General features: G+C 60.2%; 41 protein-coding genes and 1 tRNA gene. 29 read left to right on the plus strand and 13 right to left on the minus strand.

The window, feature by feature from the left end; genetic code table 11:
* The 13 genes from RVY79_RS06925 to RVY79_RS06985 all read right to left on the minus strand — a co-directional run bounded on the left by RVY79_RS06925 (position 1) and on the right by RVY79_RS06985 (position 9,190).
* Positions 1–885, minus strand: a complete 885-nt coding sequence (locus tag RVY79_RS06925) for a DNA-methyltransferase (protein WP_317463359.1) — start codon at positions 883–885, stop codon at positions 1–3.
* Between the two features lie 10 nt (positions 886–895).
* Positions 896–2,275, minus strand: a complete 1,380-nt coding sequence (locus RVY79_RS06930) for a DEAD/DEAH box helicase (RefSeq protein WP_317463360.1) — start codon at positions 2,273–2,275, stop codon at positions 896–898.
* Positions 2,276–2,478: 203 nt separating this feature from the next.
* On the minus strand, positions 2,479–2,874 hold the full coding sequence (locus RVY79_RS06935) for a hypothetical protein (protein ID WP_317463361.1): 396 nt from the start codon (positions 2,872–2,874) through the stop codon (positions 2,479–2,481).
* Between the two features lie 9 nt (positions 2,875–2,883).
* The gene (locus RVY79_RS06940) at positions 2,884–4,557 is read right to left on the minus strand and encodes a lambda-exonuclease family protein (protein WP_317463362.1); all 1,674 of its coding nucleotides are present in this window, start codon (positions 4,555–4,557) and stop codon (positions 2,884–2,886) included.
* Positions 4,554–5,261, minus strand: coding sequence for a recombinase RecT (locus RVY79_RS06945; RefSeq protein ID WP_317463363.1), 708 nt, complete (start codon positions 5,259–5,261; stop codon positions 4,554–4,556). The genes RVY79_RS06940 and RVY79_RS06945 overlap by 4 nt, the downstream gene beginning before the upstream one ends.
* A gap of 128 nt (positions 5,262–5,389) precedes the next feature.
* Positions 5,390–5,704, minus strand: a complete 315-nt coding sequence (locus tag RVY79_RS06950) for a hypothetical protein (protein WP_317463364.1) — start codon at positions 5,702–5,704, stop codon at positions 5,390–5,392.
* Position 5,705: 1 nt separating this feature from the next.
* The gene (locus tag RVY79_RS06955) at positions 5,706–6,080 is read right to left on the minus strand and encodes a hypothetical protein (RefSeq protein WP_317463366.1); all 375 of its coding nucleotides are present in this window, start codon (positions 6,078–6,080) and stop codon (positions 5,706–5,708) included.
* Position 6,081: 1 nt separating this feature from the next.
* Positions 6,082–6,312 carry a hypothetical protein gene (locus tag RVY79_RS06960; protein ID WP_317463367.1) on the minus strand — a complete coding sequence of 77 codons (231 nt, stop codon included), beginning with the start codon at positions 6,310–6,312 and terminating at the stop codon, positions 6,082–6,084.
* Positions 6,309–6,473 (minus strand): hypothetical protein, encoded by a 165-nt coding sequence (locus tag RVY79_RS06965; RefSeq protein WP_317463368.1) that lies wholly within the window; start codon positions 6,471–6,473, stop codon positions 6,309–6,311. Before RVY79_RS06965 ends, RVY79_RS06960 begins: the two co-directional genes overlap by 4 nt.
* 584 nt (positions 6,474–7,057) lie before the next feature.
* Positions 7,058–7,267 (minus strand): hypothetical protein, encoded by a 210-nt coding sequence (locus tag RVY79_RS06970; RefSeq protein ID WP_317463369.1) that lies wholly within the window; start codon positions 7,265–7,267, stop codon positions 7,058–7,060.
* Between the two features lie 513 nt (positions 7,268–7,780).
* The gene (locus RVY79_RS06975; protein ID WP_317463370.1) at positions 7,781–8,086 is read right to left on the minus strand and encodes a hypothetical protein; all 306 of its coding nucleotides are present in this window, start codon (positions 8,084–8,086) and stop codon (positions 7,781–7,783) included.
* Positions 8,086–8,454 carry a hypothetical protein gene (locus RVY79_RS06980; RefSeq protein ID WP_317463371.1) on the minus strand — a complete coding sequence of 123 codons (369 nt, stop codon included), beginning with the start codon at positions 8,452–8,454 and terminating at the stop codon, positions 8,086–8,088. The genes RVY79_RS06975 and RVY79_RS06980 overlap by 1 nt, the downstream gene beginning before the upstream one ends.
* A gap of 64 nt (positions 8,455–8,518) precedes the next feature.
* Positions 8,519–9,190: a LexA family protein gene (locus RVY79_RS06985; RefSeq protein ID WP_178998760.1), complete on the minus strand. Its 672-nt coding sequence runs from the start codon at positions 9,188–9,190 to the stop codon at positions 8,519–8,521.
* Between the two features lie 84 nt (positions 9,191–9,274).
* Between RVY79_RS06985 and RVY79_RS06990 the strand changes: the two genes are divergently transcribed.
* From RVY79_RS06990 to RVY79_RS07130, 29 genes are all read left to right on the plus strand, one after another.
* Positions 9,275–9,454: a Cro/CI family transcriptional regulator gene (locus tag RVY79_RS06990; RefSeq protein ID WP_178998759.1), complete on the plus strand. Its 180-nt coding sequence runs from the start codon at positions 9,275–9,277 to the stop codon at positions 9,452–9,454.
* Between the two features lie 57 nt (positions 9,455–9,511).
* Positions 9,512–9,838, plus strand: coding sequence for a hypothetical protein (locus RVY79_RS06995; RefSeq protein ID WP_317463373.1), 327 nt, complete (start codon positions 9,512–9,514; stop codon positions 9,836–9,838).
* A gap of 19 nt (positions 9,839–9,857) precedes the next feature.
* Positions 9,858–10,070 carry a hypothetical protein gene (locus RVY79_RS07000; protein WP_317463374.1) on the plus strand — a complete coding sequence of 71 codons (213 nt, stop codon included), beginning with the start codon at positions 9,858–9,860 and terminating at the stop codon, positions 10,068–10,070.
* Between the two features lie 198 nt (positions 10,071–10,268).
* Positions 10,269–11,096 carry a replication protein gene (locus RVY79_RS07005; protein ID WP_277810657.1) on the plus strand — a complete coding sequence of 276 codons (828 nt, stop codon included), beginning with the start codon at positions 10,269–10,271 and terminating at the stop codon, positions 11,094–11,096.
* Complete coding sequence (gene dnaB / locus RVY79_RS07010) at positions 11,093–12,481, plus strand: replicative DNA helicase (protein WP_317463375.1); 1,389 nt, start codon at positions 11,093–11,095, stop codon at positions 12,479–12,481. The genes RVY79_RS07005 and dnaB overlap by 4 nt, the downstream gene beginning before the upstream one ends.
* A 1-nt stretch (position 12,482) precedes the next feature.
* A complete protein-coding gene (locus tag RVY79_RS07015; RefSeq protein ID WP_277810659.1) occupies positions 12,483–12,698 on the plus strand; it encodes a hypothetical protein in 216 nt (71 codons plus the stop codon).
* Complete coding sequence (locus tag RVY79_RS07020) at positions 12,698–13,006, plus strand: hypothetical protein (protein ID WP_317463377.1); 309 nt, start codon at positions 12,698–12,700, stop codon at positions 13,004–13,006. The genes RVY79_RS07015 and RVY79_RS07020 overlap by 1 nt, the downstream gene beginning before the upstream one ends.
* The gene (locus RVY79_RS07025; RefSeq protein WP_317463379.1) at positions 13,003–13,251 is read left to right on the plus strand and encodes a hypothetical protein; all 249 of its coding nucleotides are present in this window, start codon (positions 13,003–13,005) and stop codon (positions 13,249–13,251) included. Before RVY79_RS07020 ends, RVY79_RS07025 begins: the two co-directional genes overlap by 4 nt.
* Complete coding sequence (locus RVY79_RS07030) at positions 13,248–13,508, plus strand: hypothetical protein (protein WP_317463380.1); 261 nt, start codon at positions 13,248–13,250, stop codon at positions 13,506–13,508. Before RVY79_RS07025 ends, RVY79_RS07030 begins: the two co-directional genes overlap by 4 nt.
* The gene (locus RVY79_RS07035; RefSeq protein WP_317463381.1) at positions 13,505–13,753 is read left to right on the plus strand and encodes a hypothetical protein; all 249 of its coding nucleotides are present in this window, start codon (positions 13,505–13,507) and stop codon (positions 13,751–13,753) included. Before RVY79_RS07030 ends, RVY79_RS07035 begins: the two co-directional genes overlap by 4 nt.
* Positions 13,750–14,220, plus strand: a complete 471-nt coding sequence (locus RVY79_RS07040) for a hypothetical protein (RefSeq protein WP_317463382.1) — start codon at positions 13,750–13,752, stop codon at positions 14,218–14,220. Before RVY79_RS07035 ends, RVY79_RS07040 begins: the two co-directional genes overlap by 4 nt.
* Positions 14,217–14,639, plus strand: a complete 423-nt coding sequence (locus tag RVY79_RS07045; RefSeq protein ID WP_317463383.1) for a DUF968 domain-containing protein — start codon at positions 14,217–14,219, stop codon at positions 14,637–14,639. The genes RVY79_RS07040 and RVY79_RS07045 overlap by 4 nt, the downstream gene beginning before the upstream one ends.
* Positions 14,636–14,818 (plus strand): hypothetical protein, encoded by a 183-nt coding sequence (locus RVY79_RS07050; protein ID WP_317463385.1) that lies wholly within the window; start codon positions 14,636–14,638, stop codon positions 14,816–14,818. Before RVY79_RS07045 ends, RVY79_RS07050 begins: the two co-directional genes overlap by 4 nt.
* A complete protein-coding gene (locus RVY79_RS07055) occupies positions 14,818–15,198 on the plus strand; it encodes a hypothetical protein (RefSeq protein WP_317463387.1) in 381 nt (126 codons plus the stop codon). The genes RVY79_RS07050 and RVY79_RS07055 overlap by 1 nt, the downstream gene beginning before the upstream one ends.
* The gene (locus RVY79_RS07060; RefSeq protein WP_317463389.1) at positions 15,195–15,551 is read left to right on the plus strand and encodes a hypothetical protein; all 357 of its coding nucleotides are present in this window, start codon (positions 15,195–15,197) and stop codon (positions 15,549–15,551) included. The genes RVY79_RS07055 and RVY79_RS07060 overlap by 4 nt, the downstream gene beginning before the upstream one ends.
* A gap of 71 nt (positions 15,552–15,622) precedes the next feature.
* Positions 15,623–16,240, plus strand: coding sequence for a hypothetical protein (locus tag RVY79_RS07065; RefSeq protein WP_317463390.1), 618 nt, complete (start codon positions 15,623–15,625; stop codon positions 16,238–16,240).
* Between the two features lie 108 nt (positions 16,241–16,348).
* Positions 16,349–16,633 (plus strand): hypothetical protein, encoded by a 285-nt coding sequence (locus tag RVY79_RS07070; protein WP_317463391.1) that lies wholly within the window; start codon positions 16,349–16,351, stop codon positions 16,631–16,633.
* Positions 16,634–16,688: 55 nt separating this feature from the next.
* Complete coding sequence (locus tag RVY79_RS07075; RefSeq protein ID WP_317463392.1) at positions 16,689–17,066, plus strand: DUF1870 family protein; 378 nt, start codon at positions 16,689–16,691, stop codon at positions 17,064–17,066.
* Positions 17,067–17,237: 171 nt separating this feature from the next.
* Positions 17,238–17,314 (plus strand) — tRNA-Met (locus RVY79_RS07080).
* Positions 17,315–17,344: 30 nt separating this feature from the next.
* Positions 17,345–17,914: a glycoside hydrolase family 108 protein gene (locus RVY79_RS07085; protein WP_317463393.1), complete on the plus strand. Its 570-nt coding sequence runs from the start codon at positions 17,345–17,347 to the stop codon at positions 17,912–17,914.
* On the plus strand, positions 17,914–18,234 hold the full coding sequence (locus RVY79_RS07090) for a hypothetical protein (RefSeq protein WP_317463394.1): 321 nt from the start codon (positions 17,914–17,916) through the stop codon (positions 18,232–18,234). Before RVY79_RS07085 ends, RVY79_RS07090 begins: the two co-directional genes overlap by 1 nt.
* Positions 18,234–18,821 (plus strand): 3TM-type holin, encoded by a 588-nt coding sequence (locus tag RVY79_RS07095; protein WP_317463395.1) that lies wholly within the window; start codon positions 18,234–18,236, stop codon positions 18,819–18,821. The genes RVY79_RS07090 and RVY79_RS07095 overlap by 1 nt, the downstream gene beginning before the upstream one ends.
* A gap of 82 nt (positions 18,822–18,903) precedes the next feature.
* Positions 18,904–19,158 (plus strand): hypothetical protein, encoded by a 255-nt coding sequence (locus RVY79_RS07100; RefSeq protein WP_317463396.1) that lies wholly within the window; start codon positions 18,904–18,906, stop codon positions 19,156–19,158.
* Positions 19,155–19,355, plus strand: coding sequence for a hypothetical protein (locus RVY79_RS07105; protein WP_317463397.1), 201 nt, complete (start codon positions 19,155–19,157; stop codon positions 19,353–19,355). Before RVY79_RS07100 ends, RVY79_RS07105 begins: the two co-directional genes overlap by 4 nt.
* 49 nt (positions 19,356–19,404) lie before the next feature.
* Positions 19,405–19,659, plus strand: coding sequence for a hypothetical protein (locus RVY79_RS07110; RefSeq protein ID WP_317463398.1), 255 nt, complete (start codon positions 19,405–19,407; stop codon positions 19,657–19,659).
* 158 nt (positions 19,660–19,817) lie between these two features.
* Entirely contained in the window at positions 19,818–20,312 is a 495-nt protein-coding gene (locus RVY79_RS07115) for a hypothetical protein (RefSeq protein WP_317463399.1), read from the plus strand.
* A complete protein-coding gene (locus RVY79_RS07120; RefSeq protein ID WP_317463400.1) occupies positions 20,299–21,903 on the plus strand; it encodes a terminase in 1,605 nt (534 codons plus the stop codon). Before RVY79_RS07115 ends, RVY79_RS07120 begins: the two co-directional genes overlap by 14 nt.
* An 18-nt stretch (positions 21,904–21,921) precedes the next feature.
* Entirely contained in the window at positions 21,922–22,242 is a 321-nt protein-coding gene (locus tag RVY79_RS07125) for a hypothetical protein (protein ID WP_317463401.1), read from the plus strand.
* Between the two features lie 38 nt (positions 22,243–22,280).
* Positions 22,281–22,733, plus strand: a complete 453-nt coding sequence (locus tag RVY79_RS07130; RefSeq protein ID WP_317463403.1) for a hypothetical protein — start codon at positions 22,281–22,283, stop codon at positions 22,731–22,733.
* Positions 22,734–22,928 lie beyond the last annotated feature (195 nt).

Here is a 22,928-nt window from a genome sequence, read left to right on the forward strand (position 1 = left end):
CTATGCGTGGGCGAACATATCGACCGGCTCCTGCTCAGCGTCGTGCAGGTTCTTGAGGGCCAGTCTCCAGTAGCTCTCCTTGAGTTCGACGGCGACGGCCTTGCGGCCCATCTTGATGGCGCTCACTGGCTCGCTGCCGATGCCGCCGAACGGGCTCAGCACGGTGTCTCCGGGATTGGTCCAGAGATCGATGGCGCGCTCGATGACGTCGAGTTGCAGCGGCGCAATATGGCGCTCGTCGTCCGGGTCGCGGCCCTCGCGGTACTGCAGGGTGCGGCTGGGGTTGATATCCATCCACACCGGCGAGGCGTAGCGCTGCCACCGCTCGACAGGGAATGTCTCATTGGTGTGGCTGACAGGATTGGGGTTCTCGCCCGGCTTGCGCATGGTGACCAGGTAATCGGGGATGCCCTGGCGGCTCATGGCGCTGTCTTTCTTGATCTGCTTGTGCAGCAGCCCGAGCGCTTTGGTGCGCTGCATGGCGGTCACCGGGTCCTTCCAGATGCAGACCTCCGAGTGGAATATCCAGCCCTCGGCGATGAACGCCTTGATCAGCTCGCCGCGGAAGTCCTTGAGGCCGATGTAGCCGTCTCGCACCTTGGATGCCGGCAGGTTCATCACATGAAAAGAGAGAAGCCTGCCCGGCTTGGTGACGCGCATCAGCTCTTGGACAAGGAAGCGGAACTGCTCGCTGAACTCCTCATCGCTTTGCACGTTTCCCATGTCGAAGTCGCTGTTCGAATAAACGTAAAGCTGGGAAAACGGCGGGGAGAAAATTGTGTAATCAATGCTGTCGTTCGGCATCTGGCCGATGACGTGAACGCAGTCGCCGTGGTACATGGCCCAGTCGGCGCTCAGCTCCTGATTCAAGACCTTGCCTTGCATGGTCAGCTCCTTATGCCACCCAGGCGGGCAGCGTCATATCAACGGTGGGGTTATAGTCGGTTTTCTCGATGGCGGCAGCCTGGCCGGCGTCCATGGCATCGCGCATGTGCTCGACCATGGCGGCTTGCATGTCCTCCATCTGGCGTTCTTTGCGTTCGACGTTGTGCTTGATGGCCCCGAGGCTCTCGGCGCTGACGATGTGGCTGTGCACTTCTCGACCTTGGCCGAATCGCCAGCAGCGGCGCACCGCCTGATACATCTGCTCGAACGAGTCATCGAGGCCAACAAAGGCCATACGGGCGCAGTGCTGCAGGTTCAAGCCCATCCCCGCTATAGAAGGCTTCGTCACCAGAGTCTGGACGCTGCCATCGAGGAATCCGTTGATGGCCTGCTCTTTGCGCTCAATGCTGTCGCTGCCGCGAACCTCTACGGCGCCGAGGATCGACTTGGCCAGGGCCTCCGACTCGTCGTTGGTGTGGCACCACACCAGCCATGGCTCGGCGGGTTCCTGCGCGACAATCTCGGCGACCTTGGCCACGCGCTGATCAAGCGTTTCTTTCTTGGCCTGACGGCGCTCGCTGAGGCTCTGCGCGATAGACGTGAACATGTCGTCGCCGTACTCGCTGGCCACCAGATGCTCGTGGGTGTGCAGGGTCGGAAGGATGTAGCCGTCGTCCTCGAATCCGATGTCAGACGGCAGCCGGATAGTCACTGCCCAGGACGCCAGCCACTGCCAGAATCGCTTGGCGCCGTGCCCCTTGAGGCGCCACTTGCTGGTGTCGCCGCCGTCGTGGGTGAAGAACATGGCCAGCATCTCGTCCATGCCCATGATTCCCAGGAATTCGGCCTGGTTGCCGAGCTCCATGTGATCGTTGGGCGACGGAGTGGCCGTGCATGAAAGCCGGTAAGGGCAGGCTTTCCAATCGTCGATGATCTTGCGGCGGGTCTTGCCGTCGCGGTTCTTTAGGATGCTCGACTCGTCCAGCACGATGCCGGCGAAAGCCTCGGGGTCGAAATTATCCAACATCTCGTAGTTGGTGACGTAGACCCCGTCCGGCGTCGCCGGCATGTCTCGCACGTATTCGACATGGACGCCGAACTTGCTCGCTTCCTGCTGGGTCTGTCGAGCCACGCACAGCGGCGCGGCGATCAGCACCGGGAGGCCGGCTTGCTCGGCGACATGCCCCGCCCATGTCACTTGCATGGCGGTTTTCCCCATGCCTGTGTTGGCAAATATGGCCGCTCGGCCACGGCGCAGCGCCCAGCGCACAATGTGGACCTGAAAACCCTTGAGCGGCAGGCCGCCGAAACCAATGTCGGCGCACTCGAAGCCGCTCGGCTGGTCGTGCTTGGTCTTGCTCTTAACGAAATCGAGATACTCGACGTTCATTGGTGATATCCCATAAAAAAGCCCCGGCATTGCCGGGGCTCGTTGATGTTCTGATGCCGCTATCTCGTCTCGGCGCACGGCCCGTCCTCCGCCTGCCGCGTATGGCGGTGATCGCGCCCACTGGCTCACACCCAGTGGATGGCGAGAGGAGGTGGCGGCGACGGGCTGGCCGGGTTATTAGCGCCACCCTGGCCTGGGCTAAATCAGTTGGCGATCTTTGGCGGTCGCCGCTCTCGTATGGCGTCAATGCGCCCGATTGTCATGTGTGGCCATGAATGCCACAGGTCGTGTCCCAGCGCCTCGCGCAACGCCTTCCGCTCAATCCCTATGTCATGCGCCAGGGCTGTGCGAGATAGCCGCATGTCGCGGTACTCGCGGGCCATGTCGCGTATCGACCTTCCGTGACGCGCTTCGAAATTGGCGATGGCTTGGCGGCTTGAGTGCGTCGGATGTAAAAGCCCGATCTGGCGAGCCTTGATCCTTACTGCTGGCTCTGTGCGGTTAACGCGGGAAGCCAGAATCTTTACCGGCACCCCTTGCGAATAGCCGTGCCGGACGATAGCTATTTCGCGTGTGGTCCACTCTCGGTTGCTAGCCATCGCATACTCCTATGCGGCTTTCAGCGCCGCCATGGCGTCGTCGTAGCCACTCCAGTTGTCCACGCCTGCCGCTTCCAGGGCATCGAGCTTGGCGCGGGCTTCCAGGAGAGCGTCGTATTCCTTGCGCGGGATTTCGACTGTCTCGGGTGGAGCGACATCCCGGGCCGATTTGAGCGCGGCGCCACGCTCGGCAGCGTCAGCGATGCGGCTGGTGTCAAGCGGCTTGCGATATCCAGGCTCCCCCTGGCTCGGGCTGTGAGTCTGAATAACCGGATCGTCTTGGGCCGTCGCTGCCGCTTCGCGCGCGCGCTTATCGGCCTCTGCTTGCGCCTTGGCTTCTTCCTCCCGGCGGATGCGTTCGCGCTCGGCGTCCTGCCGTTTCTGTTCGGCTTCCTTGTGCTCAGCAATGCGTGAATGAGCCAGGTTGCGAAGATCTTCGGGCGCCTTGTCGCAGACGAGCTGACCACCGTCGGCGAACAGCGACTCAAAACCCTCGGCTTCGTGCTTGAGTGTGTCGATGCTGGTCCGGATTTGCCGCGCCGCTTCGTCGGCCTGGATCTTGGCGTTGGCGACAGCAGTGTCGGCGGCATCCTGCAAGCTGGTCATGGTGCGCTTGCCCTTCATGGCCTCGCGGATGCCCGGCTTGGGTGCCGGGAAGCGCAGCGGCCAGGGGCAGGCGGTCTCGAGTTCCTTCTGGATGCTTTCGAGGTGGGCGTCATAGGCCTGTTCAGCCTTGCGCTCGATGTCGTTGCGGCGGTTGTCCTTCTCGGCCTTGACCAGCTTCTCCAGCTTCAAGCGCTTCTGGCGCATGTTCTCAGTCAGCTCGTCGATGGTGTCGAACAGTTCGGCAATGCTTGCCGTCTGCTGGAGCGCCGCCTGCTTGCTGTCTTTGAGTTGCTTCTCGCCTTTCTGCAGGAACTTGACCGTGGATTCAGCGTCGGCGAAGTCCTTGTCGGTGGTGAGCGTGGTTTTGATGCCCTCGATCATAGCCATGGCCCGGGCCTTGAAGTCCGGCAGGTTGCTGGCCTGGACGGCGCCGGCAAGGTCGATCTTGAGCTCTGGCAGCGCCTCGGGCGCTTCGCCCTGAGGGGCGACGGTCTGCTCGGTGGGCTGGTAGGCCTCCAAGTCTGCGCGGAACTGATTCCAGCCAGCAAGCAGGGCATCGAAGCGCTTCTGATCTGGCTCGTACCAACACCATGCAGCGTTTCCCCGCGTGCCGTCGCTACACATGAACAGGCATCGCTCGGCACCGCTGACGAGCAACTGCTGATCCATTTGCACCTTGTAGTGTTCGGGCAGATCGTTGGCCTGCACCGCGGCTGCCAGGCTCTCGTTCCACAGCTTGTGCTCGAAGATGACGTCCTCGAGCATGGTGCAGCCGTCCAGGCTGGCCAGCAGGTGCGGGTGTTCGTCGGATTCGCCGGTAACCGGGTAGAGATCCTCGCCGATGATTTCTTCGGCGATGGGCCGGGCCGACGCCTCGGCGGCATGCCCTTTGTCGAATAGTCGTTGCTGGGCAGCGGTGACTTCCTCGGCGACGCCGGTGTATTTCAGCTTGAGCAGCTCGGCACGGCTCTGGTATTTGCTTACCCCAGCCATTGCCGGGGCCTCGCTTGCGGTGAAATGGTCGGCGCGAGCGTCGTGCCATTCCTGAGTGCCCTGGATAACGTCGAGAATCTTCATGCCGCATCCTCCGATGTGATGTCGCGGATATGCTGTTTCTGTTCATCGGTCAGCGGTGCCTTGCTGCTGACCATGTTGATGACCTGCTCCGGCGTTCGTTTTCCGGCTTCGATCCAGTCTTTCCATGCCGGGAAGTTCTTCTCGAAGTCGGCGTCCGGGTAGTGCTCAATCGCCGACTGTGCTGGAGGTTGGGCCTGGTTATTCGCCGGATTGATCTCGCGCTCGGCGGGAATGTCGCGCGCCTCCTCGACGGTGATCAGGCCGCCCAGGGCGTCGGCGAACTTGTCGCGCAACGCGTAGCCGCGAGCCCGCCACATCAGCATGCGTTTGGGGTAGGTCTGCCAGGGGCCAGCTTTGCCCCACAGCTTGGCGCGCTCGGCGTCGCCTTTGCTGAATGTGACGGTGTGCGGCTTGGCGTCTCCCTTGCGCCACACGGTGCAAGTGGCAGTCATGCTGGAATCGTCGAACGATTCCTCGTGGCCGCCGAATGCCGGATGGCTCTGCACCAGGGCCAGCAAGGCATCGCCGTAGATGGCCGGCTTGCCGTTGATGACGGCGATGTTTTGCAGAGCCTGAATCGGGTTTAGGCCAAGCTCCGACCCCATCATCATGGCGACCAGCGTGTCTTGAGGCTTCTGCTGGTAGTTCTGCGGGACCATCTGGCTGCTTGACAGCATCTGAGCCATTTCCATGGCCTCGCTCATGCTGTTGGGCTGCATGGCGAAGCCGCTTCCCGATTGCCGGGTTACCGAATTCATGTGCTATTCTCCGTCTTGATTCATTCGCGTGGATCGTCCGGCCCGCCACCAGTTGTCCCTAGTGGCGGGCTTCTTTATGCAGTACGGCGGTAGTAGGGCAGGCGCCAACGGTACAAATCGCCTAGCACTCGGTCGGCGATCTCTTCGACCTCGTACTCCCATTCCTTGACTGCAGCATCAACGCGGGCAGGCTTCGATGTCGACCATCCGTTGAGCGACTCGAATAGTGCGGTCATCAGCTCGGCGGCATCGTCGCGCTCCATCAGCGCCTCGGTGGCATCCTTGAGCTCCACCATCCGGTAGCCGTCCGGCGATTCGTAGCCGTACGATCCGCGCTGATGCAGCGCTGTCACGATGTCGTCACGGGTAATGTCGATGTCATGCGGCATATCACACGCTCCTGGTTGGTTGGCAGCTATCAGTCGGGAGGCTTGTTTCGGGCGCTTCATTCATCAAACAATCAGCGTGATACTCGACCTCATCCACCGGGCTATGTCCGCAACTCATCGGATCGGCATGTGTGGCTATTTCATCGCCGCACATGCACACGCCACTCCCTATGGGTGCAGTTCGAAAGAAGTCATGTAGCTTATCCACATGCGCAGCCAGTGCGTCTGCACGTTTGCGCTCCTCGGCTATCACCTTGGCGTCAACCTCAATGCGATCTGCCGCCTCTCTGGCTCTTTCAATGAGCTGCATCAGGTGTATGTCACCATGATCGTCGACGGGCATGCGCAGCACGCCCAAAAGCATTGTGTCGCTCATGTCATGCGCTCCAGATTTGAAGATGAGCAGGCTTTACGCCGTTGAGGCGCTCGGCGTATGCGGCCGCACGCTTTCCATTGCGGACATCCTCAGGCGTTGCCGCCTTGTCCACCTCGCTGCGCCGTGCGAGCGGTATGCGCCGGTATACCGGGCGCTGATGCGGGTCGATGTCGATAACGCGAGTGTCTTCGTGTACGAGCCGTGTCACGGCGCCTTCTTTGATAGCGATCATGATGATCTCCGGGAAACGGTGGTGATCTTCGGGCTCTCGATGCCCGCCTTGTGCGCCGCTCTCTGGGCTTGGCGCTTGCTGCCGAACGGTGAGCCGGGCAGGTCGCAGCGCGGCGTCAGGCGACCGTTGCGGGGCTGCTGGGCGATATATCTAGCGCTCATGTCTCGTATACCTCCCGTGTCTCGCGCTCGACGCGCCGCTGTTCGTGCCAGCGCTCAATGTCACGGCGACGGGAGTAGATAGATGACGCGCGGTTATCGTCTTTCATTCTCTGTTCATGCTTTGTGATCGGCGTCGTGTTTTCCATGACTCACCTCTCGGAATAAAAAATGCCCGCCAGGGTGGCGGGCAAAGAGCCGAGTGACGGCTCACGCAGGGAATTAGGGATGCGATGGCCGGCAGCTCATTCCGGCTTGCGACTCTCTGGCATGATCGGCTGTAGAGCCGCGTGCGGGAACGCCAATTCACAGACACTGCTCATCGCTACTGAGCAACTCATCGCATCGGGGAGGGCTCGGGTACTGCGACTCCGCCTGCCTTTTCGGCGTGGCTTTCCGTCATTTCGCCGAACCCTCACCGATGCCGCCTGTATTCTCAGCCCAGGCGGAGGCGATCGCGTGGTGCTCAGATAATCCTCTCGTAAAGCCACTCAAGGGCCCTGGCGGCCGGCTCTGTCTTTGCGTCTAGCGCCTTGTCGTTGACCCAGCCCGCAAGCCTCCATCGAATGTTTCGCACCTCTCCTCCTCTACGCCCGGGGCGCGACTTGTGATTCGAGCTGGCGGCGCTCTGCCTGCCACTCAGGTTTGTGAACCACGCGGCGCGTGGCGTTGTTCTTCACGGCCCCGGTCTTCGGCATGTAGAACCAGCCGGAACCTTCAAGAAGCCGCTTTGCTTCCGTGCCGTTCCTTGGCCATCGTCCTAGCTCCATGACGAGGCCCCGCAGCTCTTGATCCATCGTGCTCTCCTGTCGTTGTGCATCGGGTAGCCGCCTGACCGTAACGGCCATGAGCCGTCCCGCTTCCGATCATCGCGTTGCCGCGCATGAAGCCCGGCGGGATTCGCTCAATGGATGCGCGCATCAGGCAGCTACCCGATGGCCCCTGATCTCGCTCAGGGGCGGGCCGTTTGCCGGTTACAGACGTCCGGCGGCCTCATCGCGGGCTTGGTTATCGCCCTGGCCTGCATACACGCCGCAATGCGACGCGCGGTATTTTTGCCAATATTTCGACAGCCTTGGCCTGGCGTACTCCCAGCGACCTCTCGCGCTCTCCACGCTACGGGCGGCTGGGATTTGCATTGTTAAAGAGCATCGGCCTGGTAGGGCCGGGTATTGCGTCGTGTTGGTATTTACTTTAAGCATGCTTAAATCCAAGGTCAAGCGGTTCACTAAAATAATTTCAGAATGCTTAACTGTTGACCACAAAAAACCCGCCTCGATGGGCGGGCTAGAAGGTTGGTTTCAGAGAGGCTATGAAGTTCCGGGCAGCTCTATGACCGACTCGAAGCTCTCGTTGCACGACCTCATTTGGTAGCTCTTATCCTTGTCCCTCCCCAGAACTTCGCCAGGATACTGGCCAGAGCTGCAGACCTTCATATCGCCCGTGCTGGTATCCAGAAGGATCAAAGCAGGAAGCTGGTATTCTTCCCCTTTGATATTGACGAACTGGTAAGTGACATCAACAAGTTGGTACCTGCCGGCTTCAGCTTCGGCGAGTCCTGACTGTGCGAATATGGTGGACGCAAAAACCAAGGCTGCAATAGGAAAGGCCTTCATCAGTCGCATCCCATAATGCCGCAGTTCGTGGTCCCTGAGTAGGGATTGCCGCTGGAGTCCATGCCGTTGTGATAGGTGGTGTCGCCGATCTGAGTGGATGTGCCACTCCACGAGCCGCCGTCGGCGCTCATGCCGTTATGGTAGGTGGTGTTACCGATTCGCTGGCTGGTCTGGTTCCAGCTCGATCCCGTGCTGGAGTTATGCCCCCTGGTATACGTCTGATTGCCAATCTTTTGAACGCTGTAGCTATTGCCGGACTGGGCGTCATAGCAACTCTTAAAGCTGCCAGTGCCGGTGCAGCCGGCGCTGGCTGTGGCGCTCAGGGTGGCAAGGCTCACGCCCAGGAAGAGGGCGGCGAATGTTTTCATGATCATCTTCAGTCCCCTTTATGTCTTGGCCCGCTCTAGGTCGGGTCTATTCAATATAGCAGATTTAGCGCTGCCTCATCTCCATCTGGGCCATGACGACACCCTGAACCTTGCAATTGCCGTTGATCGTTATGTATGGATCCCTTAGCGCCGAGTTCACCGCCTTAAGCATGCGGCCAGCACCAGGATCTTCGATGTAGCGCTTAAACGTCGCCTCTCCGGTTTCGGTCATGATCGCAATCACGTCATCGCCAGACTCGGGCGGCACATCGGGATCGACGAAAATGATGCGACCAGGTGGATATTTGTCGAGCATGCTTTCGCCGACAACCTTGAGCGCGTAGGTGTTGGGCCCGCAATTCGGTGGCCTCGGGTACCAGTTGGTGCTCTCAGGATCGAGATCGACGAAACATATTTCGGTGAAGCTTCCCGCCTGTATCCAGGATATCTCGGGTACTTGGCTGAGCATTTCTGGACCGGGCGCCAACTCCTCAACTGAGTACTTCGCTGACGGCTCGTTGAGCTCAAGCATCTCCCCCTTCCCGTCAATGAGCCACGTGTAGGACACGCCTGTAGCCCTTGCCAGCTTGAGCAAGTTGTCCGCCTTCGGGGCGTTCGTGTCGGCATTCAGCCACTGCGTCACTGCCGATGGCGAGACCCCGCACAGCTTGGCGATGGCAGACCTCGTCATGCCGCTGTTCTTGATGGCCAGTTCGATGCGTTCGGTGATTTTCATTTAAGCGAGCTTAAAACAGTGAGGGTTAAGCATGCTTGTAGATATGAATTCAGTATGCTTAAATTCGGCGAAAGGGAGGGGCTCATGAAAACCTCAGATGCAATTGAATATTTCGGCGGAAAGAAGATCGAGCTGGCGCGCGCGCTGGGGCTTTCCCCATCAGCCATAACCCAGTGGGGCGACAGCGTCCCTGTGCGGCGCCAGTACGAGCTTGAACGTCTAACCAAGGGTGATCTCAAGGTCGCCGAGCCCGTCGCTGCATGATTTACCAGCCGCCTGCCTGTGAAGGCCGCGAGACCGCAACTGAAGAAGGACCTACACATGCTTTCGTACCTCACAGATCGTCGCCACAAGCCTGAGGAGCAGCAGCTCCGGAATCTGGTGAAGCCGCGCTTTACCGATGCCGAGATCGAGGAAATCGAGCAAGAGGCGGCAATGCATTTTGGCGGCAAGCTGGCGCCCGCCGTGCGCGAGTACGCATTACTCGGCATGGAAGTCGCTCGCCAGCGGCGTCACCAATTGATCGAGCGCCTGGCCAGCGGCGCGCCGACCGATGAGGCCGATCGGCAAGAGCTGGCGCAATTGCTGGCCGGCATGGCCGAACGAAGCCTATCCGACACCAGTATCGACAAACGTGACACGGCCTAACAGGGCCAAGGAGTCCGCGATGATTGATCGCGAAACACTCAGCCAGGCGTTCGCGCTGATGTCTGACGATGCCCAGCACAACGCATGCAATGAAGCGGCGACGCGCGGCATGCCCGTCGCTGACGTAATGCTCGAGCGCTGCCTGGATGACGTTCAGGGACAGCTCTATGCGCTGCGGAAGCAGGGACGGGCGGTGCCTGAGCTGAGGGTAGTGAAGGGCGGCCGGGCGTAAGTCCGGCTGTTCCGATACGAGGGCCTAGCAGGTCTACCGGACACGAAAAAACCCGCCTGATGGCTGGGGAGCCGGCGGGTTTCAGATCACGCAAGTGATAGGTGAATTATGGCAAATGTCGCAGAGCTTGAACAGTACCGTGAGCGTCGTGATGACGCCCAATCGCCAGGGCCTGATAGGACTGGCAGGAGCATCCAAGTGGAGGACGGATTTACCCGGACGGCGAACGCTCTTGTGGAAGCCTTCGCGCGCTCGCCGTTAACCAGCCGGGAAGCGCGCGTGGTCCGTGTCGTCGAGCGCATGACCTATGGCTGGAACAAGCCCGAAGACTGGATCGCCGCTTCCGTTATTAGCGAGATGACCGGCATGTCCGAGGGTAAGTGCTCCGAGACGTTGAACGGGCTCATCCGTAAGCGGGTGCTGATCCGGAATGGCGGTGGGCGCTCTCCGGTGCGCATCAACAAGGATGTCGATCAGTGGGATTTCACCGCCCAGAAGAAGCGAGTTACCCCAAAACGGAAAGCCGATCCAGATTGGGGTAAGTCACCCCAAAATGGGGTATCTGAGTCACCCCAAAATGGGGATACACCGAAAGACAGGAAAGACATAACCCCTCCCTCTAACGAGGGAGAGCGTACCGGTGAACCGGAACGCGATTCGCCGAGCAACGAGAAGTCCAGCTCTAAGCTCCCCAATTGCCCACACGAGGAGATCCTCGACCTTTGGGCCGAGATCATGCCTGAAAAGCCTCAGCACTCCAAAAACCTCTGGCAGGGAACTGAGCGAGCCCGCCACCTGGCTGCGCGCTGGAAAGCCGGATTCACGATCAAGCACGAGCGCACTGGTAAACCGTTGTACACCACCCGCGAGGAAGGCATCGCCTGGTGGGGTAAGTTCTTCCGTTTCCTGCGCAAATCAGAATTTCTGATGAGCGATAACCACTGGTTCAAGCTGGCGTGGGCCGTAAAACGAGAAAACTTCGTAAAAATCATGGAGCTCTCTTATCACGACGGGGGTGAGGCATGAGCCTGTACAGCCATGAGGCCGAGCAGAGCGTCATCGGCGCCTGCCTGATGGAAAACGTCTTGATCGACCGTCTCGCCGACGTGATCACTCATCGCGATTTTTCCGCCCTGGAGCACGGGGTTATCTGGTCGGCGATGACGCGCCTGCGCAACGCTGGCCAAGCCGTGGATATCGTTACTGTCGATGAACGCCTGGAGCTTGACCATACCAGCGGCGACGTGGGCGGTCTTGCCTATCTGGCGGAGATTGCTCGGAATACGCCCAGCGCCAATAACGCGGGGACCTACGCCGAAATCGTTGCCGACCTGTCCGCACGGCGCCGGTTGTTGGATGAACTGGTGTGCATCGACGGCATGGCGCGCGATAAGAATCGTCCGCTGTTGACTGTGGTCGATGACGCCCAGGGCCGCATGTCGCGGCTTATTCGTGCAGATGCGGACCAGGCGGGGCCGATGAGTAGCGAGCTGGGCGACATGCTCGATGAGATCGATCGCAAGTGGAGTGGCGAGCAAGATGCGATGGGGTTGTCGTTCGGCTTGAAAGATCTGGACCGCCGCACGATGGGTATGCATCCGGGGCAGCTGATCCTCGTCGGCGGCCGTCCTGCGTCGGGCAAAACGGCTTTCGCACTTAACATTCTTCGCGCTTGTTGCGTTCAGGGTCAGAAGCCAGCGGTGATTTTCTCAATGGAGATGGACCGTAGGGCGTTACGCAACCGCATGGCGGCTGCCATTGGAAACCTGCCGCTGCAGGCGATACGCGACCCTCGCACCCACATGAATGATGAGCACTGGCCGAAGCTGGCCCTGTCTGTGCAATCCCTCAAGGACGCTCCCCTAATCGTCGATGACCGTGCCGGCATGACGCCGAGCCAGCTCCGTGGCGCGGCTAAGCGTTGGCGGGATCACTACGGCGAACTTGGCGTCGTCATGGTCGATTACATGCAACTGATGCGGCCTGATGGAAAGCATGGCAGCCGCGAACAGGAAGTTTCCGAGATGAGTCGCTCCATGAAGTTACTGGCCAAGGAGCTAGGTTGCCCTGTCGTGGCACTCTCGCAGCTCAACCGTGGACTGGAGAGCCGCTCTGACAAACGCCCGATGATGTCCGACCTCCGCGAGTCAGGGTCTCTAGAGCAGGACGCCGACCTGATTTTATTCCTCTACCGCAACGAGGTTTACCACCCGGAAGACACGCTCACCCAAGGCGTGGCCGAAATCATCATCGGAAAACAGCGCGAAGGCGATATCGGAACGGTTTACGCCCAGGCGAAATTGGCGAATGCCAGGTTCGATGACCTGGACCACGAGACTGTCGGGCAGATGATAGACGCCTCCAAACCTCAACCCAAGCCGGGGAAGCGCTCGGCCATGGCGGATATATGACATGAGCATTCCAGCCACCAGCGTATTCAAGCCACGGGAACTCGAGGCGCTGAGGCGCCAAGGCATCGTTCCGCTTCGTTATTTCTTCTCCACCGGCGAGGTTCTGGTTGAAATTGATGGCCAGCCGCATGGAGTTGATGTGGATTTTCTCCGTCGCCGAGCGAATCCCGGCGTATGGAACCGCGTCGTCAACTGGTTGATTGGGAGGGCTGCTTAATGGGAACCGTTACCGAGCTGACACCGCGCCGAAACCGGCGCCTGGACAACCCGAAAAGCCAACTGGGGCGCGTCTACCTGGTGATGCGAGACGCCCCAGGCTGGCTACAACTCCATGAAATCGGCGACGCCATCCTCGAGCGCTTCGAGCGTATGGATAGCCATGCCGCGATCTCGGCGCGGATCCGCGAGCTGCGTGGCCACGGCGTGACGATTGCAAGCCGGGAGAAGCCGGGCGCCGTCGGTACTAGGCCCCACCAGTACCTGATGATGTCAGGCAGTGGCGACGACTCAGGGGGTGCTGCGTGATGAAGCCCATCCCGACAAACTGCCGCCGCCGATCATCGTTCACTGATGACGCCGGCCACGCATTGCGCATGGCCGAGGATCGCGCCGAGATCACTGGACGCCGCTACGGTATTTTCTCCGCTGGCCTGGGCCGCTACCGCGTCGCTCGTGTTGCCGGAAATCCGGCTGGGGCGCTGGAGATCGTGACGCCCTCATGGTCGTACGACGCCGAATATCGCAAGCAGCAAGCAGGGGAGGCCGCATGAGCAACGTAACCCAATTCCCAGGCTGTCGGCCCGAATTCGATCTACCCATGGAGGTGCTGGGCGTCCTGATGCGTCAGGCCGAGCCGACCATCGGCGAGATCGCGCACGACATCGAGATGCACCACCGGTACCAGATGGATAGCGCCGCTTTCGCTGTGTCGCTCAAGCGCCTGCGCGACCTGGGCTATGAAATCCTCGAACACGACGACCCGGACGGCGTGCGGTATGAGCTGGTGCAGGGAGGGTCAGCGGCATGAAATTAACCCCTTATGAGCTGGGCCGCAAACGCCCGACTGACGCTTTGAAACAAGCGCCGCGCATAGCTGACCAAACATGGCGCCGTGAGTTGCTCGAGCAGGCGCGCAAAATCCTTGGCAGCTATACCGCCATCGCCGAAAAGGCAGCCGTCCCATCGTCAAGCATCAGTCGCTGGAAGAGCGGTAATCGCCCTATTCCTGACCGCTACATACCGCTGCTGATCGAAGTCGTGGAGGGCCCATGAGCAAAGAGCTGACATTCCGCGCTGCCGACATCGGTGAATTCCAGACTGCCAAAGCATGGCTAGAACGCGTGGGCGGCAAGGGGCTTGAGGCAGGTGCCATCGAAATCGTTCTACGTCGGCCAGGGCGCGAGATAAGCCAAAACGCGAAATTCCACGCCATGATTTCTGACATCCATCATCAGGCGTTCCGTGGGTATTCGTTCGACGGCGTTAAAGCCGTTCTAGTCAACCAGTTCGCAACAGAAATGGAAGAGGCGGGCACGCCGCTGGCCAATCCTGGCGAGCGTGTATGGGACTGGCGTAGCAAAGAGCCGGTTTATGTGCGCCCGACCACGACCAAGTTTCGTAAAGCCGAGGCGGGCGCGTTTATTGAGTTCCTGTATGCCGCTGGCACCGACCTCGATATCCAGTGGAGTGAACCTGCGCTGGCTGTCTACGAAGAATATCGGGAGGCGCAGGCGGCATGAAGAGATCCGAAATTAAGCGCAAGGCACCGCTCCGCGCCAAGGCGCCGATGAACCGTAAGCGTGAGAAGCGCACGGCGCCAAAGCGAAAGGTAAGCGATACCCGCTTCCGCTCGCCGGCCTATTTGGCGTGGGTGCGCACGCTGCCGTGTTGCGCCTGCGGCGTTTCACCGTGTGACGCTCACCACATGGTTGGCATGTACGGCGTCGGCGGCATGGGTCTGAAAGCCGAGGACAGCATGGCAATGCCATTGTGCCGGGCGTGCCATATGGATCTGCATCGCGAGCCGGGCTGGCTAAAACACCAGCCCCACTGGCTGCGCCACACGATTGCGCTGGGGGTGCAGCAGTTCGACGACGAAACCCGTCAGGCGCTACGCGAGGTGCTGGCGTTCATCGATGAGAGGGAGCGGGCGGCATGATCATGATCACATCCAAAGCCGGGCAGCATCTGGCGAAAGCTAAATCAGAGCTTGATCAAGCCGAAAGCGAGCACGATGGCGACCGGATGGCCATTGCGGGATATGACTTCGACCAAGCGGCGCGCGTAGTAGCCAATGAGCTGGTTGCCCAAAATTTCCACCAGATGGAGGGCGACTGATGCGCTTGTTCGTCGAGTACCTGGGGCCTAGCACCAACGCCATCTATGCCGGCGTCCACTGGGCGAAGCGGAAGAAGGCCAAGGACGAGGCTTGCATGGCCACGCTGGCTGCCGTTCGTGCCGCCGGCATCCAGCCGGTACAGGGTCGGGTAGACCTCGTGTTCCGGCCCCGGCTCGGCAAAGGCGTCCGCCGGCGTGACACGAGCAACAACAGCATGAGCGCCAAGCTGCTCGAGGATGCCCTGGTCAAGGCGGGCGTGCTGACCGACGACACCGACGAGCATGTGCGGCGTGTGATCCATGAGCCGGCAGAGATCGACCGGAAAGCAGAGACAGGAACGTGGGTAGAGATCATTAGAGTAGAGGATGCAGCAGCATGAAAGCGACTGAGAAGAAGCCGACACCCGTCTGGGTCTATGTGTTTGCGTACAGCTCATACGCTGCCATCTGGTCCCATCCGGTTATCGAGGGTGGCCTGCACAACTTGACCGCTTTCTACCTGTGGTGCTGCGCGATAATCATGCTGGTTGTAGCGATTTTCGCCCTGTGTAGTGAAGACAAGCCGAGCCCATACAAAAATCCGCCACGTTGGCTCAATTGGGTTACGCGGGTAATCAGCTTTGGCGGACTGATATGGCTGATCTTCCACGGATACTTCGCTCTGCCGGCCATTCTGCTGTCCGCCGGACTGGTCATGATGATAGTTCACCAGCGCGCCAAAGCGGCGGAATAGCAGGGCAATAGGCAACGAATGCAACGCTGAATGAAACAGTGAAACGAAACAGGGCAACAGAAGGCAACGGCATGCGCTACGACTCTGCAAGATCCATGATATTCCAGGCATATCAGGCGCAACACGGCAGCGTAATGGCGGGGGCGTCGGAGATAGCACAGCTTGGTGCCCAGGTTCAGCACACGAAACGCAACAACAACGACTGGCGTATCGTGAATGGGCTCGAGGCCGGTGCGGTGATCGGTGCCGTCGAGTCATTGCCGCCGCATTTGCACGCAACGGCGCTGTACCTGTTCGGGCCGTTTACGCGGGATGAGCTCGACGAGATTCGGGAAACGGTGGAGATCGCTCTGTATCGTCAGATGCTGGCCAGCGGCGTCCGACTGCCAGGGCAGGGCAGCGGCCGACCGACTGCTGACATGCACAACACGCTGCGTTACCTGTGCTGCGCAGCGCTCTATCACCACGGCCAGGTGACATGGCCATATCAGCGCCAGGGGCTACAGACGCCACGTGCCGTCCAGCGTTGGATGTCCGACGAATATGGTGTCGAGATCGAAACACGGTTCTGGTCACGCCGGGATCGGGCAACATGGGGCAATGTCTGGGAGCATGCACTGTGCATCGTCGATAGCTGGGAGTGCGAGTGCCTGGCGCCGGTGGCGGCGTTGGTAGCAGTGGCGGCTTAGACGAAGGTCGGAGTAAATTCTTTCTTGACTTGTTCGCAACCGCGAACTAAGATTCATATCACAGGGTTCGAGATCGGCTCGACCCGCCTCTAAAGAGAGATTGATATCATGACTACTTACCTCAGCAACGCCATCGCCAACGCCACTTCACTCGAGCAAGTCGTCGAGTACGTCAACGAAGGCACTTGCGAAGGCATGGAAGGTGTCGAGTTCACTTCCGACATGCTCGCCGGTCAATATGCATGGGAAGCTGCAAGAGATGCCGCTGATGGCGACATCACTGAAGCAGACCTGGAGGGCCAACTGGAATTCCTGAGCGAAGCCGGCGGTGTTTTCGATGAGCAGAACGCAATTGCCCACGGCATGAAGATCGCCGCAGCCGATTCCGAATAATCCCCGCGCATTATCTCACCCCAGCCCAGCGCTGGGGTTTTCTGTTGGAGCTGATATGAACGGAAAAGAACTCCAAGCGCTGCGCAAGTTCCTGATGCTGGACGTGCGCGAAGCCGCTGAAATCATCGGCAAGGTGTCTCCTCGCAGCTGGCAATACTGGGAATCAGGTCGCAGCTCGGTGCCGGATGATGTCGAAGACAAGATGAATGGCGCCCTGGCGCTGCGACATAGCATCATCGACCGCCTTGAGCAAGATGTCGAAGAACACGGCGGTGTCCCTCAGGACGAGCACGGGGACCGGCTCAAGGTTCCGTACTACCACGCCCTGAGCGAGTTCCAGGCAGATCATCCCGGCCAAGGCACGCTTCCATGGCGGGTTCATCAGTCTGCCGTGACTGAGCTTTATGCGAATAATTTGATTGGGCTAATCTAGATGGTTAAGCGCTACGAATGGGCAGCAGGGCGTAGTGACGAGTAGCTCTCCCTTGCCACCTGCATCATTTTCGCCTACGCTAAGCCCACTATCCGAATTTACGCCCTGGCTTCCGAGCCGGGGCGTTTTCATTTGAGGCCCTGCCAGTTCCTGGCGGGGTTTTCTGTCTATAGCGGGTATTGAGAAATGGCGTCTCGCTAGGCTCATAACCTAGATAACAGGTGGTTCGAATCCATCGCCCGCTACCAATTTCTCACGCCGTGAGGCGTCGGATCCCTATGACTCAACTACTCAAGAAGCGCCTGATCGCCGAAGTCATCGACCGCGAAGGCGGTTACATCGACCATCCTGCTGACCGTGGTGGCCCCACTCGCTATGGCGTTACTCAGGCCGTAGCGCGCGGGCATGGCTACCTCGGCGACATGCGAGATCTGCCCATCGATCTGGCTCGCGAGATCTACGCCGATCGTTACTGGCATTCGCTGTGCCTCGATGAGGTTGTTGAGCAGGACGAGCGCCTGGCTGCCTACCTATTCGACTACGGCATCAACTCTGGCCCAGGGCGCGCTGCCGGGACACTCCAGCGGCTGCTCAACGTGCTCAATCGTGTCGAGCAGGACTACGACGACATCGCCGTGGATGGCGCTGTAGGCCCCATCACGCTAGAGATCCTGGATGCATTCGCAAGGACGCGCGGACGCTCCGGTTTGACCGTGCTGGCTGATGCCGTCAACGCGCTTCGCATCGAGTTCATGGTGTCGATTGCCGAGGCCCGCGAAAGCCAGGAGGCCTTTACGTTCGGCTGGTTGCGGCGCGTTATCAACCTGTCAGCTGCGGGAGGCGCCTGATGCCATGGCGAAACGGTCCCGGATTCATCCAAGAGCTGATGCTGTTACTCGGCACAGCGGGAGTGGTCGTAATGGGCATGCTCGCTAAGATCGCTGCCGAGGTGCGCGACGGCAAGCGTGACAAATTCCTGAGCGCAAAACTCTGGCTCGAATTCCCGGCAGTCCTGGTCATGACGCTGGTGGCGACCGGCATCAACGTCTGGTTTGGGCTGGACGGCTGGGTAGGCAATGCCGTGGCGGTTGTGTGCGGATGGTCTGGCCCGCGTGCCATTGACGCAATGATCGGGGCGATTGCTGATCGCGTCCGGGGAGGTCGGTAATGGACTGGAAAAGTGCCGTCTCCGAAGTTGCGAAGTACGCGCCCGCCGTGGCCACTGCGATTGGTTCTCCTGCTGCTGGTGCTATGGCTTCTGGTGCCGCCGATTTTGTCACGGGCCTGCTGGGCATTGAGAACACACCTGAAGCACTGGTGGCGGCGACGCAAGACCCGGAGAAGCGAACCGAGCTGATACGCATCGACCGCGAGCATAAGCAGGAGCTCGAGAAGATTCGAGCCAATGCCGAGGTAGCTCAGGCTCAAGAGACCACCAAGCGTCTATCAGAAACGAATCAGACGATGAGGGCCGAGCTGGAGTCCGACAGCACGCTCAAGGCTGGTTGGCGCGGCGGACTAGGATGGATTTTCGACCTCTCGTGCCTTGGTGTGATGGCGTCGATTGTGTTCGCGATGTTTCAGCCCGGCACCAACAAAGCCGAGCTCATCAATTCCGCCCTAGTGATCTTCGGCATCATGGCCACCGTGCTCGGCATTGATATCAGCCGTGTTGGCCGTGAGCGCATGGCGAGCATGGGGCGCGCGCCCACGTCGTTTATGGACGCGGTGAAAACCCGCGTGGCAGGGAAGTAACCGAATCCCCGCAAGGGGCTAGGGTCGCGCCGTGAGGCGCCGCCCGCCTTTCAACTTAGCAACAGGCGGCCGAGGAATGAGCATGTCTAGCAACGTCACGCGCCTGCCGTGCGAAACCTATCGCACCGATATCCCGGCCAGTCTGCGGGCACTGGCCGATCAGCTAGAGCAAGGCGAGACGCAGATGCCGGAAAGCCTGGCCATGATCTCCAGCGGACAGGATGGCGTCACGGTCTACTCGCAAGGCATGCGTGCCGACGACGACATATTCACCATCGGGCTGCTGGAGATGGCTAAGGGCCTGGTGATCGCCAAACACGCGGATGACGAGACATGAACATCGAAGCCATCAACCAGAGCCAGGGCCTCGCGCTAACCGATACTGGCGAGACGCTGGTGATCGACACGTGGATCGACAGCTCAGGCGACGAGTGCACGGCTGACGACAACCCGGCGGCATTCGTCGTCCAAATGCCCAACGGTATGTGGGTGGGTGCTCTGGTTGCCAACTACGAACCGGCAACGATTCAGTAACCAGTTTCGCGGCACGCCGTGAGGCGCCCGCACCTTACTTGGAGTTTCTATGCGCATCTTGATGAATACGAACGAAGCCAGCCGGGAAATGCTGGGCGAGGTGATTGAGTTCCTTGTCGAAACAATCGGCGGCTCAGCGCCATCTAGCGCCGCGGTGGTCGGTCCTGTTGCGCACTCTGATAGCCAGTCATATCTCATTTGCCAGTTTCAGGATGCCCATGGCGCCCCCCTTGAGGCTGGCTACATCACCGTTCTTGACCCGCTCAAACGCGTTGAGGATGTCAAACAGACATTCACGCTTTGAGCCAATAAAGGCGCCGCACCCTACATGAGGCCGCACGCCGTGAGGCGCCCGCTTTCTTTTCCCGGAGGCGCTGCCCGTGAGGGCACCGCATAGCAGCTATGGCAAAGCGACACGATTGGGAGGCCGTCGAACGGGACTACAGGACAGGCCGGTTCAGCTTGCAGCAGCTCTCCGACAAGCACGGGCCGAGCAAGTCACAGATCAGCAAGAAGGCGAGCGCCGAGGGTTGGGAGAAGGATCTGACCGGCGCGGTGCAGAGACGCACCCGCGAGAAGTTGAGCCGCCCCGAGGCGTCCACGCCAGACGTGCCTGAGTCAGACATTATCGAGCAGGCATCAGACGAGAATGCCGCAGTAGCGCGCGGCCACCGGACTGTCCTGTCGCGGTGGCGAGACATCTCCGACCGTTTTGCTGACCGGCTCGAGGAACAGCTCGAGGCCGGCGAGATCTCGGTCCAGCTCAAAAGCGGGGACATCACGCAAATCGACCTCCCGCTGGATTACATCGCGAAGGCGATGGGGTCTGGCGTGCAAGCTGTTGATCGCGTCATTCGACTCGAGCGCCAGAGCTACGGCATGGATCAAGACGATGGCGATCAGGAGAAGACGTTCGAGGAGCTGATGGCCGAGGTTGCACCGGATGAGCCAGAGTAGCCGTGCCCGCGAGGTCAAGCGCGCCGAAGCCTACCTGCGCGCGCACGCCAAAGGGCGGCTAAAAGACCGGGATGATCTGATCGAGGCTCTCAACCTCAAATGGTTCCGTCTCAACGCGCTGTACAAGATCAAGGACAAACAGGGCAAGGTTCGGCGCTTCCGGCCCAACCGGGCGCAGCGGCAGCGCTACCTGGACGGCCATGTGCGCGACATCATCCTCAAGGCCAGGCAGCTGGGCTTCACCACCTTCGAGATGATCGACGCCCTGGACGACTGCCTGTTCCGTGACAACTTCGCCGCCGGCTGTATCTGTCACAAGCTCGATGACGCGACTGACATATTCCGCAACAAGATCAGCTTCGCTTATCAAAATATCGAAGGCGCCTGGCGCTCGATTTTCAAAATGCTGGGTATCCGCATCCCGCGCCCGATCAGTGACAAGAGCGGGTCCGGGGCCTATGTCTTCGACAACGGCTCCAGCATCAAGGTCAGCACCTCCTACCGGGGCGGTACCCTGCAGCGGTTGCATGTCTCCGAGTTCGGCAAGATATGCCGTAAGCATCCGGACAAAGCCAAGGAGATCGTTACCGGTGCGTTCGAGGCGGTGGGCTTGGGCAATCAGGTGACGCTCGAATCGACCGCCGAGGGGCGCGAAGGGTACTTCTTCGACTACTGCCAGGCGGCGCAGCATCTGCAAGAACTGGGGCGTGACCCGACCGTCATGGACTTCCAGTTTCACTTCTTCCCTTGGCATGAAGAGCCGGCCTATCGCCTCGACCCGGACGGCGTGACGGTTCCCCAGTGGCTCCGAGAGTATTTCGAAGAACTGGAGCATAAGCACGGCATTCAGACCGACGCAGCTCAGCAAGCCTGGTACGCGAAGAAGGCCGAAGTGCTGCACGACGACATGAAGCGTGAGTACCCGAGTACGCCCGATGAGGCGTTCGAGCAGAGCATCGAGGGCTCGTACTACGCTAGCCAAATGCGCTTCCTGCGCAAGAATGGCCGCTTGACCCGAGAAGTGCAGGTCAATCCGTCGCTCCCGGTGTTCACGGCATGGGACCTGGGCATGCACGACACCATGGCTATTTGGTTCGCCCAGATCGCCGGGCGCGAGATACACCTGGTGGACTACCTCGAGGGCGAAGGCGAAGGCATCGAGTACTACGCCGATGAGCTCAACAAGAAGGGGTATCGCTATGGCGGGCATTTTGGCCCTCATGATCTAGCGGTCCGCGAGCTCGGCACAGGCAAGAGCCGCGCTGACGTTGCCAAGCAATTCGGCATCAATTTCGAGATCGTACCCCGCATCTCCAACCATGCCGAGGGCGTTCAGGCCGTACGCAACTTCCTGCCGGCATGCTGGATAGATGAGGACGCCTGCGATAACGGCGTGACGTGTCTCGATAACTACCGCAAAGAATGGGACGACAAGCGCGGCGTCTACAAAGATACGCCGCGCCACGACTGGGCCTCACACGGAGCGAAGGCGCTCGAGACGTTGGCCCGCTCGTCCATATTCCAAAGAACCAGCACGCCCGCGCCGCGCTCACAGACGCGTGACCGTTCGGGCTGGGCCGCGCACACCTAGCATTGAGGACTCATTCCCATGAACAAGATGGCCAGTTACCAGGGATACGGAGGGGCGCTCTCCTACCACTTCGCCGAGACAGTGACGGCCGCAACCGGTGACGCGCTTTTGATGCCTGGCCTGGAGCGAAACGCCACTGTTGCGGTGTTCCCCGGGACGGGCGCCACCGTGCAAGTCACTGCCAGCCACCCCAACGACATCAAGGCGGGGACCGCCAAGTGGATCGACTGGACGCAGGGGCAGATCACTGCGCCCACCATGGTGATGCTTCCTGAGCGAGTAACCGCGGCGCGCCTGGTGGCCAACGCAGACGCATCCGATTGGGAAGTCCTTGTATAGGGGCTGATACCGACCACCGCCGTGAGGCAGAGGATTCCATGTCGCAGATCATCACCGCGCCCAGTTCCGACACTGCGCGCCGCGCACAGCGTACTGCTCACAAGCTTGGCGGGCTGAACCATGACGAGGTTCTGTCCATCATGCGCGATAGCGCCCAAGCCGTCGCCAATGAGCTGGTGCAGCAAGGCCTCCCGATCCAGTCAAAGCGCTTTCGGCCCGATGTGGGTCCGGTGCAAATCGACATGATCGTGATCGAGGAGAAAGTGACCAAGCCCGAGCCGGCATTTCGCCTGCAGTTTGAGGCTGAGGGCGATATGGGCGTCACGCTGACGATCAAGCTGCTGGAATTTATCAAGGACCCCGCCGACTACATTCGCGAGCTACTCAAGCAGCTCGGCCCGATGCGCCGCAATGTAATGCGTATGCGCGCCGACAAGCGAGAGCTCAACTCGCGTATATACGATGCGCTAACAGGGGGCGCCAATGGCTAGTCTCGGCCTGTTGCAGCATCGATCTGCCGCCGACCTGCATGCCGATGAAGAGGCTGAGGCCCAGCGTGTTCGCGATGAAGAAGAACGGCGCCGCGACCTGCTGGAGTCATCCCTGGGGGCGCACATCCGGCGCAGCTGGGAAGCGGCCAAGATGGCCAAGCATGAGATGGAGCTTCGCCTACTCGATTGCCTGCG

This window comes from Chromohalobacter sp. HP20-39, from assembly GCF_033052815.1.
In the GTDB taxonomy this organism is placed as follows: Bacteria; Pseudomonadota; Gammaproteobacteria; order Pseudomonadales; family Halomonadaceae; genus Chromohalobacter.

Coding starts and splice junctions, on each gene's coding strand:
- RVY79_RS06925 (WP_317463359.1), bottom strand. CDS start 885: ATGCAAGGCAAGGTCTTGAATCAGGAGCTGAGCGCCGACTGGGCCATG.
- RVY79_RS06930 (WP_317463360.1), bottom strand. CDS start 2,275: ATGAACGTCGAGTATCTCGATTTCGTTAAGAGCAAGACCAAGCACGAC.
- RVY79_RS06935 (WP_317463361.1), bottom strand. CDS start 2,874: ATGGCTAGCAACCGAGAGTGGACCACACGCGAAATAGCTATCGTCCGG.
- RVY79_RS06940 (WP_317463362.1), bottom strand. CDS start 4,557: ATGAAGATTCTCGACGTTATCCAGGGCACTCAGGAATGGCACGACGCT.
- RVY79_RS06945 (WP_317463363.1), bottom strand. CDS start 5,261: ATGAGCGAGGCCATGGAAATGGCTCAGATGCTGTCAAGCAGCCAGATG.
- RVY79_RS06950 (WP_317463364.1), bottom strand. CDS start 5,704: ATGCCGCATGACATCGACATTACCCGTGACGACATCGTGACAGCGCTG.
- RVY79_RS06955 (WP_317463366.1), bottom strand. CDS start 6,080: ATGAGCGACACAATGCTTTTGGGCGTGCTGCGCATGCCCGTCGACGAT.
- RVY79_RS06960 (WP_317463367.1), bottom strand. CDS start 6,312: ATGATCGCTATCAAAGAAGGCGCCGTGACACGGCTCGTACACGAAGAC.
- RVY79_RS06965 (WP_317463368.1), bottom strand. CDS start 6,473: ATGAGCGCTAGATATATCGCCCAGCAGCCCCGCAACGGTCGCCTGACG.
- RVY79_RS06970 (WP_317463369.1), bottom strand. CDS start 7,267: ATGGATCAAGAGCTGCGGGGCCTCGTCATGGAGCTAGGACGATGGCCA.
- RVY79_RS06975 (WP_317463370.1), bottom strand. CDS start 8,086: ATGAAGGCCTTTCCTATTGCAGCCTTGGTTTTTGCGTCCACCATATTC.
- RVY79_RS06980 (WP_317463371.1), bottom strand. CDS start 8,454: ATGAAAACATTCGCCGCCCTCTTCCTGGGCGTGAGCCTTGCCACCCTG.
- RVY79_RS06985 (WP_178998760.1), bottom strand. CDS start 9,190: ATGAAAATCACCGAACGCATCGAACTGGCCATCAAGAACAGCGGCATG.
- RVY79_RS06990 (WP_178998759.1), top strand. CDS start 9,275: ATGAAAACCTCAGATGCAATTGAATATTTCGGCGGAAAGAAGATCGAG.
- RVY79_RS06995 (WP_317463373.1), top strand. CDS start 9,512: ATGCTTTCGTACCTCACAGATCGTCGCCACAAGCCTGAGGAGCAGCAG.
- RVY79_RS07000 (WP_317463374.1), top strand. CDS start 9,858: ATGATTGATCGCGAAACACTCAGCCAGGCGTTCGCGCTGATGTCTGAC.
- dnaB (WP_317463375.1), top strand. CDS start 11,093: ATGAGCCTGTACAGCCATGAGGCCGAGCAGAGCGTCATCGGCGCCTGC.
- RVY79_RS07015 (WP_277810659.1), top strand. CDS start 12,483: ATGAGCATTCCAGCCACCAGCGTATTCAAGCCACGGGAACTCGAGGCG.
- RVY79_RS07020 (WP_317463377.1), top strand. CDS start 12,698: ATGGGAACCGTTACCGAGCTGACACCGCGCCGAAACCGGCGCCTGGAC.
- RVY79_RS07030 (WP_317463380.1), top strand. CDS start 13,248: ATGAGCAACGTAACCCAATTCCCAGGCTGTCGGCCCGAATTCGATCTA.
- RVY79_RS07035 (WP_317463381.1), top strand. CDS start 13,505: ATGAAATTAACCCCTTATGAGCTGGGCCGCAAACGCCCGACTGACGCT.
- RVY79_RS07040 (WP_317463382.1), top strand. CDS start 13,750: ATGAGCAAAGAGCTGACATTCCGCGCTGCCGACATCGGTGAATTCCAG.
- RVY79_RS07045 (WP_317463383.1), top strand. CDS start 14,217: ATGAAGAGATCCGAAATTAAGCGCAAGGCACCGCTCCGCGCCAAGGCG.
- RVY79_RS07050 (WP_317463385.1), top strand. CDS start 14,636: ATGATCATGATCACATCCAAAGCCGGGCAGCATCTGGCGAAAGCTAAA.
- RVY79_RS07055 (WP_317463387.1), top strand. CDS start 14,818: ATGCGCTTGTTCGTCGAGTACCTGGGGCCTAGCACCAACGCCATCTAT.
- RVY79_RS07060 (WP_317463389.1), top strand. CDS start 15,195: ATGAAAGCGACTGAGAAGAAGCCGACACCCGTCTGGGTCTATGTGTTT.
- RVY79_RS07065 (WP_317463390.1), top strand. CDS start 15,623: ATGCGCTACGACTCTGCAAGATCCATGATATTCCAGGCATATCAGGCG.
- RVY79_RS07070 (WP_317463391.1), top strand. CDS start 16,349: ATGACTACTTACCTCAGCAACGCCATCGCCAACGCCACTTCACTCGAG.
- RVY79_RS07075 (WP_317463392.1), top strand. CDS start 16,689: ATGAACGGAAAAGAACTCCAAGCGCTGCGCAAGTTCCTGATGCTGGAC.
- RVY79_RS07085 (WP_317463393.1), top strand. CDS start 17,345: ATGACTCAACTACTCAAGAAGCGCCTGATCGCCGAAGTCATCGACCGC.
- RVY79_RS07090 (WP_317463394.1), top strand. CDS start 17,914: ATGCCATGGCGAAACGGTCCCGGATTCATCCAAGAGCTGATGCTGTTA.
- RVY79_RS07095 (WP_317463395.1), top strand. CDS start 18,234: ATGGACTGGAAAAGTGCCGTCTCCGAAGTTGCGAAGTACGCGCCCGCC.
- RVY79_RS07100 (WP_317463396.1), top strand. CDS start 18,904: ATGTCTAGCAACGTCACGCGCCTGCCGTGCGAAACCTATCGCACCGAT.
- RVY79_RS07105 (WP_317463397.1), top strand. CDS start 19,155: ATGAACATCGAAGCCATCAACCAGAGCCAGGGCCTCGCGCTAACCGAT.
- RVY79_RS07110 (WP_317463398.1), top strand. CDS start 19,405: ATGCGCATCTTGATGAATACGAACGAAGCCAGCCGGGAAATGCTGGGC.
- RVY79_RS07120 (WP_317463400.1), top strand. CDS start 20,299: ATGAGCCAGAGTAGCCGTGCCCGCGAGGTCAAGCGCGCCGAAGCCTAC.
- RVY79_RS07125 (WP_317463401.1), top strand. CDS start 21,922: ATGAACAAGATGGCCAGTTACCAGGGATACGGAGGGGCGCTCTCCTAC.
- RVY79_RS07130 (WP_317463403.1), top strand. CDS start 22,281: ATGTCGCAGATCATCACCGCGCCCAGTTCCGACACTGCGCGCCGCGCA.